Source organism: Marinomonas aquiplantarum, from assembly GCF_003314975.1.
GTDB lineage: Bacteria > Pseudomonadota > Gammaproteobacteria > Pseudomonadales > Marinomonadaceae > Marinomonas > Marinomonas aquiplantarum.
In genome coordinates this window covers 260,540-275,463 of record NZ_QNRF01000005.1, presented here as the reverse complement: position 1 = coordinate 275,463, position 14,924 = coordinate 260,540, and the positions used below count along the sequence as shown (strand labels likewise).

Sequence of the window (14,924 nt, the reverse complement as noted above, 5' to 3'; positions counted from 1 at the left end):
GAGGCTTGTGCCCCGAGGTTTTTTTATTCTTCTTTCTCAAGCACTGAAAATACGCAATAATAATTTCTTCAAGCAGGAGTTGTTATGTCTTATTTGCTCAGTGAACTTGCCATTTATCCGATTAAATCTATCCATGGAATCCAAAGCTCAAGCGCTGAAGTGCAATTTTCAGGGCTAAAGAATGATCGTCGCTATATGCTAATCAAGCCAAATGGCGAATTCATCACGGGTCGTAAACACCCTCAACTAATCCGAATTAAGGCTCAGGTGTTGCCGAACAATCAGCTTGAACTTAGTCACCCTGATGCACAAAGTACGTTAATTCTGAATCCAAATGAGTTTCCTCAGTCTTATCGAGAGGTGATCATCTGGGGCAATTCTATGGCCGCCCAGTCAGTAGGTGAAACGGCAAACCTTTGGTTTCAATCAATATTATCCGTCGAAACCGAATTGGTGTTTTTTGGTGAATCATCACAACGTTTCACCAGTCGTCGTCCTGATTCGCCTGTCGGCTTTGCCGATGGTTACCCATTTTTATTAACCACCGAAGCATCACTAGAAGAGCTCAATCGGACCTGTCCAGAACCTATCCGCATGGGGCAATTTCGCCCTAACATCGTAATCAAAGGCAATGAAGCGTTCGCTGAAGATACCTGGAAGCGCATTCGTATAGGTGAAGTGGAATTTGAAAACATTAAGCCTTGTGTGCGCTGTATCTTTACTACCATTGATCCTGATAATGCTGAGCGCAGCAAACTAGGCGAACCCCTAAAGAGCCTAGCAAAGTTCCGTAAGCTAAAAAACACCGGCATTACTTTTGGCAGCAATATGATTGCGTTAAATCAAGGGGTTATCCGACAGGGTGATAAAGTAGAAATATTAGAATATCAACAAGCGGACATCTATGAAGATAAACGCTAAATTAGCATTATCATTAATTTAAAAATAAAAAAGGGAAATCAATCGATTTCCCTTTTTTATAACAGTCTTTAGCAATGTGTTGCTAGCTGTCCATTTTGGCTAGATACTCATCGTATGTACCATGGAAATCCACAATGCCATCCGCAGTCACTTCCACGATGCGAGTTGCCAATGAAGAAACAAACTCACGGTCATGACTGACAAATAACAAGGTGCCAGGGTAATGTTCAAGCGCTAGGTTTAAGGATTCAATCGATTCCATATCCATGTGGTTAGTCGGTTCATCCATCACAAGAACGTTTGGCTTTTGCAACATCAACTTACCAAATAGCATTCGACCTTGCTCACCACCAGACAAGACTTTGACCGACTTTTTGATGTCGTTTTGTGAGAACAACAAGCGACCAAGAGTGCCACGAATCACCTGTTCATCGTCCCCTTCTTGCCCCCACTGTCCCATCCATTCTAATAGATCTACGTCTTTTTCAAATTCATGAGCATGATCCTGAGCGTAATAACCAATGTTCGCGTTATCCGACCAGTTTACGTCACCTTGAGTCAATTCAGTGTCGCCTACCAGACATTTTAGTAGGGTTGTTTTACCAATACCGTTTGGACCAATGACCGCAATACGCTCACCTACTTCGACCATCATATTCAGATCACTGAAAATCTTTTCATCGTAGGATTTTGCAACATTCTCAACCTGTAAAGCTAAACGGTGTAGCTTCTTCTCTTGCTCAAAACGAATAAATGGGTTTTGACGGCTAGACGGCTTAACCTCTTCCAATTGAATTTTATCAATCTGTTTGGCACGAGACGTTGCTTGTTTTGACTTAGATGCGTTAGCAGAGAAACGGCTAACAAAGGATTTCAATTCATTGATTTGCGCTTTCTTCTTCGCATTGTCGGCCAACAAGCGTTCACGTACCTGAGTCGCTGCAGTCATGTATTCATCATAATTACCAGAGAACAAACGCAGTTCACCGTAATCCAAGTCAGCCATATTGGTACAAACAGAGTTCAAGAAGTGACGATCGTGGGAAATAATAATCATGGTGCAAGTACGTTCGACTAACACCCCTTCCAACCAGCGAATGGTATTAATATCCAAGTTGTTGGTCGGCTCGTCCAACAATAAAATATCAGGATCAGAAAACAAAGCTTGAGCCAGCAAAACTCGCAGTTTCAAACCAGGTGCGACTTCGCTCATTAAACCGTAATGCTGCTCAGTTGGAATACCAACCCCTAACAATAACTCACCGGCACGAGCATCCGCCGTGTAGCCATCCATTTCAGCAAACTCAGCTTCTAAATCACCAGCTCGCAAACCATCCTCTTCAGTCATTTCAGCTTTCGCGTAGATGGCATCTTTTTCAGATTTAATCGCCCAAAGTTCAGTGTGTCCCATAATGACAGTATCAATAACTGAATATTCTTCGTAAGCAAACTGATCCTGTTTCAGTTTACCTAGGCGCTCATTAGGATCTTTAGACACGTTACCCGCGCTCGGCTCTAAGTCACCACCTAGAATTTTCATGAAGGTGGATTTACCACAACCGTTTGCACCGATGAGTCCATAGCGTTTGCCTTCGCCAAACTTTACAGAGACGTTTTCGAATAGAGGTTTTGCACCAAATTGCATGGTGATATTGGCTGTTGTTAACAAGGTTTTGTTCCACTCTTCATTAAATAAATTGTTTTTGCCCCATTGGGGCAATTAAGTGCGCGCATTATCGCATAGAAAGCCCATGGGTTGCGAACCTGTTCTGATATCGATCAATACACTTATTGCGAATAACGGACATTTCATCACCGCACTCTCACTTATGATTACAAAGGAATATGATGCGTTACTCGACCACACAAAAAGCACCTAGTGTATTGGCATCAATCGCGCCACACTTAAATTATGAAAAAATCATTTAGAAACACCAAAATTGGTCGATGATTAATAGAACAAAGAAAATGACGGGAGGGTTCTTATGCAAACCGTCTTAGCAAATGAAGCAAAATACGACATATCACCAGCTGAATTAAAAAAAGGCTCCATTTTTGGCGCTCTATCTGATTCTGGCATTCAATATCTATTGGATAATGGTGTGATTCATCAAGTGGGTATGGGGGAAGAGATCTTTTCCTATGGTAGCAAAGGCAATAGTTTTCACGCTGTGCTGCATGGCAATTTGGATTTCTATAAACAGCATGGAGATAAGCAAACTCGAACCCGAACAATTAAATTCGGTGAAGCCATAGGGTTTGTCTCTATGATTGCACTCCATGAGCGAGTCGGAAGCTTGCACGCTAATGAAGACAGCCTATTACTGGAAATATCAAGTCAGCTGTTTAGTGACTTTCATGACGATTACCCATTCGACTTTGGCATCTTACTCATGAACCTTTCAAGAGATATGGCAAGAACCATCAGAGTATTAAGTAACGCTTTAGTCGAAAATGATGTTGTCGTAAAAAGAAATTAAAAACTGGCATCGAACGACACCAGTTAATATTAAGCGAAAAATTATTTTTCAGCTGCAACCACAGAGACTTCAACTAACAACTCTGGGCGAGCCATTCTAGCCTCGACGCAAGCACGGGCAGGAGCATGCCCCTCTGGCACCCAAGCATCCCAAACGGCATTCATTGCTGCAAAGTCTTTCATGTCTCGAATGTAAACCGTCGCTGAAAGAATGTGTTCCTTATCTGAGCCTGCCTGAGTCAATAATGCTTCTACTTTATCTAGCATAGTTTGTGTTTGCTCAGCGATTCCAGCATTAGCATCTGCAGCCACCTGACCACACAAATAAATTGTGCCATTGTGTTTTACAATGCGGCTCATGCGTTGACCCACTTCCAAACGCTCAATAGAAGACATATCTCACCTCAAATACTGTCGATATAAAAAGAAAAATCATACCAGTGTGTGAGCAGTATATTCATCCAAATAAATTTCAATATATAGATGAAATCACCAAATTAAACTAAAACTCCAACCCTTTCTGCGCTTTTATACCACGTTTAAAAGCATGTTTGACTTCCTTTATTTCACTCACCGTATCAGCAAGCTCAACCAACGCATCTGAAGCGCCACGCCCCGTCACGACCAAATGTTGATTTTCTGGACGCGCCATCAAGGCATCCAAAACCTTACCTTCATCAAGGTATTCATAATGCAAAAGGTAGGTTAATTCATCTAACACCACAAGATCGAAACTATCGTCTTGTAACATTTCTTCAGCTTGACGCCAAGCTTGCTCAGAGGACTGAATGTCAGCGTCACGATTTTGTGTTTCCCAAGTAAAACCAGAAGGCATGATTTCCCAGCGAACATGCTCTTGTTTACGGAAGAAATCAATTTCACCTGTATTCCATTCTCCCTTGAGAAACTGCACAACCCCTACTTTCATCCCATGACCTAAGGCGCGAGCCACCATGCCTAAAGCCGAGCTGGATTTACCTTTGCCATTTCCGGTCAAGAGTACAAAGGTACCTTTATCCTCTTGTGCTTTGGCAATCCGCTTATCAACATGCTTTTTGATCGCTTGCATGCGATTTTTATGCTGTTCTGAGTCCTTAATAACCTTAGCCATGAAATCTCTCTGTCGATTTAGCTTTACACACGATCGTCTTCTGGATCGTATCCTAGATTTGGCGCTAACCAACGCTCAGCGTCATCTTTGCTCATGCCTTTACGTTCTGCGTACTCTTCCACTTGGTCTGGGCCAATTTTGCCGACACCAAAGTAGGTAGAATCTGGGTGCGCAAAATACCAACCACTTACGGCAGCCGTTGGCAACATAGCAAAACTTTCGGTGAGCTCCATATCAATACGCTCTTTAACCCCAAGCAGATCCCATAATTTCGTCTTTTCGGTATGATCAGGGCAAGCAGGATAGCCTGGGGCAGGACGAATGCCTTGATATTTTTCTTTAATCAATTCTTGATTGCTCAAGCTTTCTTGTGGCGCATAACCCCATAAGTCTTTACGTACTTTTTCGTGCAAGTATTCGGCTGTGGCTTCTGCTAAACGGTCTGCGACAGCTTTAATCATAATGGAATTATAGTCATCATGATCCGCTTCGTATTGAGCGACCAAAGGATCGATACCAAAACCCGCAGCACAGGCGAAAGCCCCCATGTAATCGGCAACACCAGATTCTTTCGGAGCAACAAAATCCGCTAAGCTGTAGTTGTATTTGCCTGGCGCGGTTAATTCATTTTGAATGCGTAAGAAAGATAAGGTTTCCACTACCTCATCACGTGATTCATCAGCGTAAATCTCAATGTCATCATGGTTCACTTGGTTTGCGGGGAATAAACCCACTACAGCTCTTGCTTTCAGACTCGCTTCAGCAATCACTTTATCTAGCATCACCAAGGAATCTTGATAAACACGAGTTGCTTCTTCGCCAACCACGTCATCCGTCAGAATGCGCGGATAAGCCCCCGCCAATTCCCATGTTTGGAAAAATGGTGTCCAATCTATGTAATCCTTAACCACAGAAAGATCGATATCTTTTTCACTGAGCACAGTCACGCCAAGTTGTTTCGGTGTCACCACTTGTCCGTCAAAGGTTACCGGTGGTTTGTTTTGTCTTGCTTTATCGATACCCACACGACGTCCAGCTTTCGCTCTGTCTTTATAGCGAATGCGAGTCTTTTCATAATCCGCTTTGATGTCATCAACAAAGCTCTGACGTCGATCAGCATCTTTGCTTAGCAAAGCACTGGCAACACCAACACTACGAGACGCGTTAGTCACGTGCACCACTTGATTACGCTTGTAGTTTTGTTCAATTTTCACTGCGGTATGGGCTTTTGACGTGGTTGCGCCGCCTATCATCACAGGTAAATCAAAACCTTGACGCTCCATCTCTTTGGCCACGTGAACCATTTCATCCAAAGAAGGTGTGATCAGACCAGACAAACCTATCATGTCCGCACCCTCTTCTTTTGCAGTACGCAATATGGTTTCCGATGACACCATAACGCCAAGGTCTATCACTTCAAAGTTGTTACATTGCAACACCACACCAACAATGTTTTTACCAATGTCGTGCACATCGCCTTTCACAGTCGCCATGACAATTTTGCCATTACTCGACGAAGCCGTGTCCATGTTTCGCGCTTTCTCTTCTTCAATAAAAGGCATCAAGTAGGCAACCGCTTTTTTCATCACACGTGCCGACTTAACAACCTGCGGCAAAAACATCTTACCCGAGCCAAACAGGTCTCCGACAATGCTCATGCCGTCCATTAATGGTCCTTCGATCACCTCCAATGGACGATTGTAAGACAAACGCGCTTCTTCAGTGTCTTCGTCAATAAATTCCGTAATGCCTTTAACCAGCGCATGAGATAAACGTTCTGCCACGGGTAAACCACGCCACTCTTGTGTTTCCTTCTCTGCTGCTTCTCCCGTACCTGCAAACTCTCCGGCAATAGCCAACAAGTTGTCAGTGGCATCAGGAGTGCGGTTCAAAACCGCATCTTCTACGGCATCGCGTAATTTCAACGGAATATCTTCATACAAAGCCAACTGACCCGCATTGACGATACCCATTGTCATACCTTGTTTTATAGCATGGTAAAGAAAGACCGCATGAATGGCTTCACGAACAGGGTTGTTACCACGAAATGAGAAAGACACGTTCGAGACACCACCGGACACCTTGGCATAAGGCAATTCTCGAGTGATGTCGCCGGTGGCTTCAATGAAGTCCAGCGCATAGCGGTTGTGCTCTTCTATGCCAGTGGCAATAGCAAAAATGTTTGGATCAAAAATAATGTCTTCTGGTGGAAAGCCAACTTCATCCACCAAGATATGATAAGAGCGACGACAGATTTCAATTTTGCGCTCACGAGTGTCGGCTTGTCCGGCTTCATCAAACGCCATGACAATCACGGCCGCACCGTATTTCATCAGTTTACGAGCTTGCTCTTTAAACTTCTCCTCGCCTTCCTTGATACTGATGGAGTTCACAACCCCTTTACCCTGAATCCATTTTAAACCGGCTTCAAGAATCTCCCATTTCGAAGAGTCCAACATAATCGGCACACGGGAAATGTCTGGCTCAGACGCAATCAGTTTCAAGAAACGTTCCATGGCCGCCTGTGAATCCAACATGCCTTCGTCCATGTTGATGTCGATGATTTGTGCACCGTTTTCTACCTGCTGACGCGCCACATCCAAGGCCGTATCAAAGTCCCCTTCCTTGATTAAGCGTTTAAACATAGCAGAACCGGTAACATTGGTTCGCTCGCCTACGTTGACGAATAAGGCATCAGCACCAATATTGAACGGTTCTAAACCTGACAAACGACACTCTTTAACAACCTCAGGAATAAGGCGTGGTTTTGCCTCGGAAAAAGCGTTTGCAAAGGTCTTAATGTGTTCAGGTGCCGTACCACAACAGCCACCAATAATGTTTAAGAAGCCAGACTCTACCCAACCTTGAATCTCTTCTAACATTTCCTCTGGAGATTCATCGTATTCACCAAAGGCATTTGGCAAGCCTGCGTTAGGGTGAGCGGAAACATGGGTGTCGGCAATGCGAGACATTTCTTCCACGTATTGACGTAGTTCTTTTGGTCCCAGAGCACAGTTAAGGCCAACAGAGATTGGCTTAGCATGGGCAATGGAATTCCAGAACGCTTCTGTCGTTTGACCCGATAATGTCCGACCAGAGGCATCGGTAATGGTGCCTGAGATCATGATCGGATAACGTACGCCAGTTTTCTCAAAGTAATCCAGTACAGCGTAAATGGCCGCTTTCGCGTTCAATGTATCGAAAATGGTTTCGATCAAAAGAATGTCCACACCACCTTTAATCAAGCCATCAACAGCCGTGGTATAAGCTTCTACCAATTCATCAAAGTGAATGTTTCGAAAACCTGGGTCATTAACGTCAGGAGAAATAGTACAGGTTCGGCTGGTAGGACCAACGGCTCCCGCCACAAAACGAGGTTTGGCTGGATTGTTAGCCGTAAATTCATCAGCGGCTTCGCGGGCTAATCGTGCGGATTCAAAATTTAATTCATAGCTTAAATCTTCCATGTGGTAGTCCAACATGGAAATATAGTTGGCATTAAAGGTGTTGGTTTCTATGATATCCGCACCCGCTTCAAGATACTTGGCGTGTATCTCTTTAATGATGGCAGGCTGCGTGATTGACAATAAATCATTATTGCCTTTTAAATCACTCTGCCAGTCAGCAAAGCGTTGGCCTCGGTAATCCTCTTCCTCAAGCTTATAAGCTTGAATCATGGTTCCCATCGCACCATCTAGGATCAATACATTTTCAGATAGACGCTGCTCAAGAACAGAATACGATACCGATTTAGCCACTCTTCATACCTCAGATAATTTTAAGCTAAGCTACTATAACAAAAGCATTCTGCTTTACGTTGAAAAAAAGTAATGTGCAAATGAATGATTCAGGAGTTCAAATACTCAGCATAAAAAAAGCCCATTCAACAATGGGCTTTCGATGTATATTTTGGGCTGAAATTTAAATGTCTACCAAACATTGTTGATATTACACTTCTGCTTTTAGCAAGCTGTCTATGTCTACTTCACCATTGCCCACTTTGTTAGGGTTGAACTATATCAGCAAGATACGTGCAGAAAAAAGCCAGCCCTTAGATAAGAGTTGGCTTAGTCATAAACGAAGATCTTCCTAGGTTAACTCACCTGAGCTGGCGCTTTTCCTTTACCAATACGGCCAATTAAGAAACCTCCTAGCAAGCCTAATAAGATGGCAATGGCCCAGTAACCGTATTTCTCAAATAGGTTGGTATTGATTAAGGCTAAACTCTGACTGTCTTGATAAACCAGTCTTTGTATGGCCTGATTTTTGAAGCTTAATTGTTGTCGAATCAGAAGATTAAGTTCCGCTTCAGGGTTCTCATTTAAACCAGCTACACGCCAACGCCATTGTAACTGTCCACCTTCTACGTTGGCCTTAACTTTGCTATTGCTAATCATTTGAATTTCACTATCGGTAATCAGTTCCGCTTCATAACTCTGTCCTAAAACGGGTTGTGCCACTGTTGCTGTGACTAGGATCTCGAATGTATCATTTAGTGCCATTTCATTTGGTAATTGCCAATTCACTGTTTGCATGCTGGACGCCAACTGTAAATCCATCGAGTGACTTTCGGCTTGTAAAGAAATGGTATCGTTTTCTAACACACCAAGATCATTTTTCAGTTTCACTAACGCTTCGTTAAGATCTGATACTTGCTGATTTTTTTCATTCAGACTCGCTTGAGCACTTGCTAATTGCTGAGCTAGGCGGGCGTTATTGGCCTGTGCAGTGGCCAATTTTTGGTCCATCGCCAGCCAGCGAGCTTCCATATCGGCATGACCGTCAATGGCTCCTTCCAATGCAATTACCTGCGATCGATAATCTTTTAAAGCCATTTCTTGACGACGTATCCTAGCTTGATAATCAGCAATACTGTTTTGCAAAGATGTAATTTGCTTGGCTTGAGCTTGCTCTAAGACATTAGATTCCGAGGGTGCGTTAGACAATTGATTGTATTGCTCTCTTAATAACTGGTGTTCTTCACGGGCTTCAGCTAACTCTCTGGCTAAAATACGGTTTTGTTGATGCAATTGTGAGACTTGCTGCTGTAAGCTTTGTTTTTCATCCAATGCTAATAAGTAATTTTGCTGCCATTGTTCACTTTGACTAGATTCACTGGCCAGTTGCGCCAATTGCTCATTGAGTGCGGTATTTTCTGTGCTTAACTGCTGAATTTTGTCTTTTAGCTGATTGTTTTCAAGCTGTAACGCTTGATATCGAGCTTCTAGAATATCACGTTGTGTTTTTTCACTTTCTAGATCAAGCAAGACTTCTGCATTGCTCGTAGATGACTGCAATTGTGCTATTTGACTGTCTTTGTCGTCGAGTAAACTGGCTAGTCTTTGAAGCTCAGCTTCGTTTTCTGCTAACGCTTGATTAAGACGGAGAATGTCTGAGTCAGACTGAGTTGTTGCAGGGTTTGCTTGAATAGAGGCAGCTGTTTGTGTCGACAATTCCATGTCTATTGGCGATTCTTCGCTACTGCTTTGGTCACTTGTGCTGGTACTTTGGTTACTGCATGCCGATAACAATAAGCCAACTGCAACGGGAACCCATAACGCCGTACGTGCTTTCATCATTCGCTCCTTAATCCCAAGGTAGTTAAACCTTATGCCAGATTTAAGTATAGAATGCAAAAAAGCCGTAAAGAAAATTATTACAAAAAGTATAAAAAAGCCAGTGAGTTAACTTGAGTAAAACTAACCCACTAGCCATGTTTGCTTTGCGACTAAGCGAGGCTTTTCGAAATCACTTCGTAAACGTCTTTCGACAACTCATTCGCCATAATGCGCTCCAACTCTGCCTTCATTTTGACGCTTAATTCAGGCGCCATTTTCTTCCAACGAGTGAGTGGTGTACAAAGACGTGACGCTATTTGCGGATTTCGCTTATCCAAGACTAATATTTGATCCGCTAGGAATTGATAACCGCTGCCGTCAACCTGATGAAAGGCGGCTATATTTTGACCAAAGCCACCCAAAAGAGAACGCACTTTATTTGGGTTTTTAAGGTCAAATGCCTCATGCTCCATCAGTGCAGTAACCTTGGCAATAGCGTCTTCCTGTTCACGGCTGGCGCTCAGCATTAACCACTTGTTTACTACCAAAGGCTCATTCTGCCATTGCTGATAAAAAGCATCGAGCAAGTCGTCCGCCTTATCGTGACCGTGATGGACAGCAATGGATAAAGCCGCAAACTGATCCGTCATATTATCTGCCGATTCAAACTGGGCAACGACAACCTGTTTCGCTGCGTCATCACCACTTTCTAGCCAGTATGACAAAGCAAGGTTCTTCAATGATCGACTGGCAATGTCTTTCGCTTCTGCTTGATATTGGCCAGTTACTTGATGCTGCTGATACGCTTGAGCAAAATCAGCCTGCAAGGACTCTGCTATCTGTTTTTTTAGATACTGGCGTGCTTGTTTAATGGCATTAGGATGAATCACCTGAGCCAACTCGGACAAATAAGCCTGACTTGGCAAGTTTAAGATCAAAGCTACCATAGCAGGATCCAAACTCGCATCTTGTAATAGAGATTTGAAACCTTCTACCAAGTTTGAGGTTAAAGACAGCGTTTCGCCTGCTACTGCTTGCTCAATCAAAGTATTGAGTTCATTCACAGCAAGCTGTTGCCCAGCATTCCAACGATTAAAACCATCTTGATCGGAGGATAACAGTAACAACAAATCAGCAGAAGAATAGTCGTAAGAAAGCTTCACTGGCGCAGAGAACCCTCTTAGCAAAGACGGTACTGGCTTGGTTGCAACTTGCGTGAATTCAAACACCTGCTCGGCTTCTGTCAATTCCAACAAATGCTCATCGGATACATGACCACTTGAAGAGACTGATAGTGCATTGCCAGACTCATCAATCAAGCCTAATCGCACAGGAATATGCAAAGGCAATTTGGTGGGTTGGCCAGGTGTCGCTGGTGTTTCTTGCTGTAAGGTTAACTGGTAAGTTTGGCTTTGCGCATCGTATTCGTCTGTAACACGAATCTGCGGTGTGCCTGCTTGCGAGTACCAACGCTTAAATTGTGTCAGATCGACACCGGAAGCGTCTTGCATCGCGGCGACGAAATCATCACAAGTCACGGCTTGACCGTCGTGACGCTCAAAGTACAAATCTGAGCCTTTGCGGAAGTTTTCAGCGCCAAGCAAGGTATGAATCATGCGCACAATCTCGGCGCCCTTTTCATATACGGTTAAGGTATAAAAATTGGAAATTTCAATAAAGGAAGCAGGACGAACCGGATGTGCCATTGGGCCTGCGTCTTCCGCAAATTGAGCCGTTTTCAAGAAAGACACATCTTCAACACGCTTTACTGTGTCTGAATGCATGTCCGCTGAAAAGCTTTGGTCACGGAATACAGTGAAGCCTTCTTTCAAACTTAACTGGAACCAGTCACGACAAGTCACTCGGTTACCAGACCAATTATGAAAATATTCATGTGCCACAATGGCTTCAACACGAAGATAAGTATCATCCGTGGTGGTTTCAGGGCTGGCTAACAAACAAGAAGAATTAAAAATGTTTAAGCCTTTATTTTCCATTGCCCCCATATTGAAGTCATCTACAGCAACGATCATAAAGATATCGAGATCATACTCTCGGCCATAGACGTCTTCGTCCCAACGCATGGAACGCTTTAAGGCTTCCATGGCGTAATCCACTTTGTCGATATTGTGTGCTTCGGTGAAAATCTGCAGCTTTACTTCACGTTGACTCTGGGTAACAAAGGTATCGTTTTTGACTTCCAGATTTCCGGAGACTAAAGCAAACAAATAAGCCGGTTTTGGGAAGGGGTCGTGCCAGACCACAGAGGTTTTGCCATCTTCTTGAAGTTCACGTGAAATTTCATTGCCGTTAGACAGCATCACTGGGTATTTAGTCGCATCAGCAATAATGCGCGTGGTAAACACAGACATCACATCAGGACGATCCAGATAATAGGTGATGTGGCGGAAACCTTCTGCTTCACACTGAGTACAGAACATAGAAGAAGAACGATACAGCCCTTCTAAGCGCGTGTTGTTTTGTGGCTCTATCAGGGTTTCACAGGTCAACACAAAATTGTCTGCGGTAGCGGTGATAATAAGCTGATTATCCACCAGCTGATATTCCCCAGACGGTAACACGTAATCGTCCATGGCAACTGCAACCAATTTTACATCTTCACCGCCATCCAAAACCAAGGGCGCGGTATTTTCAGTTGAGTCTGGATTGCGTCGCATGTGCAACTTGGATGTCACTACCGTTGTGGCTTCGTCTAACTCAAAAGTTAATTCTGTTTTATCGATCAGAAACGGAGGGACTTTGTAGTCTTTCAGGTAAATCGCTGACGGTTGACTCTCTTTCATAATCACTCTCCTAGAAACTTAAACTGGCTTGGTAACCTGTGTATTTGCGTAAATTGATGACACCAGTATCGAGAATCAAATATTGGCCTTTGATGCCCATTAACACCCCTTCAATCACGGGTGTTTTCTCTGCATTTAGACTGGTGATCTTAGTGGGGTATTCCAACACTGGATAGGTAAATTCGTGGGTTTCATTCTGGTCGGATAGATCGGTAATGGCCTGCAGCCCAAACTCTTGCTGTAAAGCATCCAATCCTTCATATAGCTGGCCAATCAAACGTTCTTGTTCTGCTTCAAGGTCTAACACTAAGTCGGAACCTTTTAGCATATTACGCCAGTTAGTTTTATCCGCTACTTCGGATTTAAATAAGGTTTCAACCAAACCAGACAAACGACGATTCTCAACACGGAAAATAGGTCTGGCTTGGGTTGCCCCTTGGTCAATCCAACGGATTGGTAGCTGATCGCCACGAGTAATACCGATTTTTAATGCAGAGGAATTAGCCAGATAAACATAGTGACTTTGCATGCAAAACTGCTCAGCCCACTCAGGTTCGCGGCAGGTGCCCAAATGATAGTGGCATTTTTCTGGGCTCATAATGCAGGTATCACAAGCTGCTAATTTACGAAAACAGTTAAAGCAATACCCTTGGCTAAAAGACTTTTTGGTCTTCTTCTGACAGTGAATACAATGAATGTCGCCACTGAAATCCAAGCGTATTTTTTGTCCCAAAAGATCATTCATCTGTTGTGATTGATCATTCAGATTAAGTTGGTATTGCACCTTGCCATCAATGGCCTCAACCTTCATTTTACGAATTTGACCTTGCAGCATTAAGATTTGCCTTCTGCTGAGTTATCAACCCACTTGATGGTTTCATGCTCATTGGTCGATTGTTTGCTATCACAGCCTTGATGAACTTGCGTATCAATGTATCCCACGCGCTTTTCTTCGGACTTATTGGTGTAATCGTAGGTAATCACTGCTTGCAAACACAATTCTTTTTGTTCTTCCGTTAAACGCACGCCATTTGGCCATTTACCAAGCTCTACAGCTTGCTTCAGACTGGCGTAAACTTCCGGTGACATATTGTCGATCATTTCTTTAAAGTTCATGTTTTCTCTCTTAAAACTGAATCCACAACAGCATTAATCGGCTTTATTTTGTTTACCAAAAAACGCATCAAATAATCCAAAACACACGCAAAGCGCTAAGCCGGAAAGCAAACCGATTGTATGTGCTGTGTTAGCAATACTGCCTAATCCCAATGTTTCAGGTAATGAAGTGTAGCCCACACCCAACCAAATCATAAAAAAGACCATTAAGCCCTTACTGATCAAAACAGGATAATGCGAACGCACAATCGGCAATAGCCAAGCGAAACCAATCAAACCATATACCACACCTGACAGGCCGCCAAAAATGGGATAACCACTAAAATAATATTGTAAAACGTTACTTAAGATTGCGGTAATCAAAACAGTAAACAACCAAACTAGCTTGCCGACCAGCACTTCTAACTTACGTCCTATATCCCATACCCATAAGCCATTAAAGACAATATGAACCACACTAAAATGCAAAAAAGCTGGCGTTAATAGTCGCCAAAACTCACCTTTCGCCATAACGTCGGATAAATTCATAAAATAGATATGACCATTAGAGACATTAAATGGGCTAATGGTAAACAGACTGACTAAAGACAGGTTCGCGCCCAATTCAGTTATAACAGCAAGGATAAAGCTGATCAGAAGCACAATCACAGTTAAGGGAGATTGTTTGGCTTGCGTCATTAGGTTGGTTGGTGATTTTCGCTCGACAGTCTTATTAACATGGGAGTTTTGCAACAGGGATGGGTCTTCCTTCCAGATCAGAATCAATTGCTGAACAGTCGCTTGTTGACTGGCGTCTAGCAGCCACAGCTCCCTTCCCTCTTGTTTGTCAACAATTTGGTGAGCCACTTTATGATGCCATAAAGCATTCGCTAGTAATTGCGGATCTTCTGTCTTGTCAAAGCGATATACAAAATACATGAAATTCTAAAAAGATA

11 protein-coding genes are annotated in these 14,924 nt (G+C 43.2%); 2 read left to right on the top strand and 9 right to left on the bottom strand.

All coding sequences use genetic code 11. The annotated features are described in order from the left end of the window. Positions 1 to 84 precede the first annotated feature (84 nt). Complete coding sequence (locus DFP76_RS11480; protein ID WP_113874778.1) at positions 85 to 921, top strand: MOSC domain-containing protein; 837 nt, start codon at positions 85 to 87, stop codon at positions 919 to 921. Between the two features lie 82 nt (positions 922 to 1,003). Here DFP76_RS11480 and DFP76_RS11475 read toward each other — a convergent pair whose 3' ends face one another. Next, on the bottom strand, positions 1,004 to 2,590 hold the full coding sequence (locus DFP76_RS11475) for an ABC-F family ATPase (RefSeq protein ID WP_113874865.1): 1,587 nt from the start codon (positions 2,588 to 2,590) through the stop codon (positions 1,004 to 1,006). Between the two features lie 316 nt (positions 2,591 to 2,906). Here DFP76_RS11475 and DFP76_RS11470 point away from each other — a divergent pair, with 316 nt between their 5' ends. Continuing rightward, positions 2,907 to 3,401, top strand: coding sequence for a cyclic nucleotide-binding domain-containing protein (locus tag DFP76_RS11470; RefSeq protein WP_113874777.1), 495 nt, complete (start codon positions 2,907 to 2,909; stop codon positions 3,399 to 3,401). Between the two features lie 41 nt (positions 3,402 to 3,442). Here DFP76_RS11470 and DFP76_RS11465 read toward each other — a convergent pair whose 3' ends face one another. The 8 genes from DFP76_RS11465 to DFP76_RS11430 all read right to left on the bottom strand — a co-directional run bounded on the left by DFP76_RS11465 (position 3,443) and on the right by DFP76_RS11430 (position 14,907). Next, entirely contained in the window at positions 3,443 to 3,796 is a 354-nt protein-coding gene (locus DFP76_RS11465) for a RidA family protein (RefSeq protein ID WP_113874776.1), read from the bottom strand. A gap of 106 nt (positions 3,797 to 3,902) precedes the next feature. Continuing rightward, a complete protein-coding gene (gene cobO / locus DFP76_RS11460; protein WP_113874775.1) occupies positions 3,903 to 4,511 on the bottom strand; it encodes a cob(I)yrinic acid a,c-diamide adenosyltransferase in 609 nt (202 codons plus the stop codon). A 23-nt stretch (positions 4,512 to 4,534) separates the two neighbouring features. Further along, complete coding sequence (gene metH, locus DFP76_RS11455) at positions 4,535 to 8,269, bottom strand: methionine synthase (RefSeq protein WP_113874774.1); 3,735 nt, start codon at positions 8,267 to 8,269, stop codon at positions 4,535 to 4,537. A 336-nt stretch (positions 8,270 to 8,605) separates the two neighbouring features. Then, the gene (locus tag DFP76_RS11450; RefSeq protein WP_147084204.1) at positions 8,606 to 10,090 is read right to left on the bottom strand and encodes a coiled-coil domain-containing protein; all 1,485 of its coding nucleotides are present in this window, start codon (positions 10,088 to 10,090) and stop codon (positions 8,606 to 8,608) included. Between the two features lie 149 nt (positions 10,091 to 10,239). Then, on the bottom strand, positions 10,240 to 12,873 hold the full coding sequence (pepN, locus tag DFP76_RS11445) for an aminopeptidase N (RefSeq protein WP_113874772.1): 2,634 nt from the start codon (positions 12,871 to 12,873) through the stop codon (positions 10,240 to 10,242). Positions 12,874 to 12,883: 10 nt separating this feature from the next. Next, positions 12,884 to 13,708: a DUF2797 domain-containing protein gene (locus DFP76_RS11440; protein ID WP_113874771.1), complete on the bottom strand. Its 825-nt coding sequence runs from the start codon at positions 13,706 to 13,708 to the stop codon at positions 12,884 to 12,886. Then, positions 13,708 to 13,989 (bottom strand): YeaC family protein, encoded by a 282-nt coding sequence (locus DFP76_RS11435; RefSeq protein ID WP_113874770.1) that lies wholly within the window; start codon positions 13,987 to 13,989, stop codon positions 13,708 to 13,710. Before DFP76_RS11435 ends, DFP76_RS11440 begins: the two co-directional genes overlap by 1 nt. 33 nt (positions 13,990 to 14,022) lie before the next feature. Next, complete coding sequence (locus DFP76_RS11430) at positions 14,023 to 14,907, bottom strand: rhomboid family intramembrane serine protease (protein WP_113874769.1); 885 nt, start codon at positions 14,905 to 14,907, stop codon at positions 14,023 to 14,025. Positions 14,908 to 14,924 lie beyond the last annotated feature (17 nt).